This window comes from Bacillus sp. AY2-1, assembly GCF_008368965.1.
In the GTDB taxonomy this organism is placed as follows: Bacteria; Bacillota; Bacilli; order Bacillales; family Bacillaceae_G; genus Bacillus_A; species Bacillus_A thuringiensis_S.
Window position 1 is genome coordinate 1 of sequence record NZ_QPEL01000298.1, and the last position, 1,680, is coordinate 1,680.

Here is a 1,680-nt window from a genome sequence, read left to right on the forward strand (position 1 = left end):
AAAATATTAAATTGATGGTAATAGATCATTCGGAAATGCCCCCCATAAAATAGTAGTTTTATTATTACAGCTATCCTACAAAGTGGTTTATCTGTTCATGAAAAATAAGAATTCATTACACATAATACCGAAATTTATTTTCCTGCTTTAAACCTCACTCCTATAGAATAGCTAGTACAAATAGTTGAACTCTTAAAAAGAGCTTTAAAAAATAAATAGTAAGACCAATTTTCAACCGCCCTTTACAGGTGATCTTTTACTTTTTCTACTTCACATATACAAAGGGTTCATTTGTCGTAATATAGTATCTTCTCCCCTTTTCATTCATGATTCTTTACTTCTTTTCTCTCTCTTGCCAATGAATATGGTATATAATTGAGTACCTGCCAAAACTGTTTTTCTTCCACATTAAGATAAAAATTTACTATCAACTAAAGATTCTATTCCTTCACCGTTTCTCCAATACATAACTGGATTAGGCCTTCTGGAGGCTAAAGGGGCCAGGAAAGCAGCAAAGCTAGCGTAAGGTGCTAAATTCCCTCAAGGCATCTCAAAAGCTGAACAATTATTTAATATTCCTATACTCTCCACTCTCCAACATACAACATACAACAAAATACATCGTAAAATATATTTTACGATGTATTTTAAAAGGGAAATCGTCATCAGTTTTCTCACCCATATATTTATGAAGAGCTTTACCATTCACGATAAACTCCTCAAATTTTAAAAAGTTCTTTTAATTGTATTATACGTTTTAAACATAGATTTACACGTATAACAAAGGGATAATACGGATAAGTTTATACTAAATGAACGTAGTTCAAGTCGCAGGAAGGCACCTTAGGGTGTCTTTTTTTGTACATAATAAAAGCCTCACCATCCTATGGAAACGGTAATTCCTTTAAAACAAATAATAATTGTAAATATATTAATTTTACATTACATTAAAGGTTAGAGAAAACTCTTATAATAATGCAGTGCTAAATAGTAGGTGAAAAAATGGAATTTAACGATTTGGGTATTACCATTAAAGAACTTAGAATAAAAAAAAAAATATCACAATCCGAATTGTGTCATGGAATATGTTCACAAAGTCAAATTAGCAAGATCGAAAAAGGTGTGATTTATCCATCTAGTATATTGTTATATCAATTATCAGAAAGACTTGGCATTGATCCGAATCATATATTTGCACTAACTCAAAACAAAAGATTAAAATATGTAGAAAATGTAAAATACGTAATAAAAGATTGCTTAAAGCAAAAACAATATAAAGAACTTTATGAAATAGTAAAAAAAGAGAAAAACTTAAATAATTTTCAAACAAAAGAAGAGAAACAATTTCTAATATGGCATGAAGCAATCGCTATATTTGAGGTAAATAGATCAACAAAAACTGCTTTAACTCTTTTAAATCATGCGTTAAAACTAACTTTAACCAATTCTGATTTTTTATCAGAAAGAGAAATACATATTATGCAGACAATGGCTATATTTCATGGGGAAAATAAAGAATATGAAAAAAGTATTACGATATTAAAAAGATGTTTAACTAATTTTAATAAGTTAGATTTTCCTAGAGACAAAGAAATTAAATTAAAAATCATTTTCAATTTAGCAAAATGTTTAGACTTCACATATCAACATGAAGAGGCAATAAAATACATTGATAAGGGC

Annotated in this window: 1 protein-coding gene; it reads left to right on the top strand. The window is 28.6% G+C overall.

What is annotated here, in order from left to right; genetic code table 11:
• Positions 1–1,002: 1,002 nt before the first annotated feature.
• Positions 1,003–1,680: helix-turn-helix domain-containing protein (locus DN403_RS30580; protein ID WP_149186112.1), on the top strand; the 678-nt coding region annotated here is incomplete at its 3' end.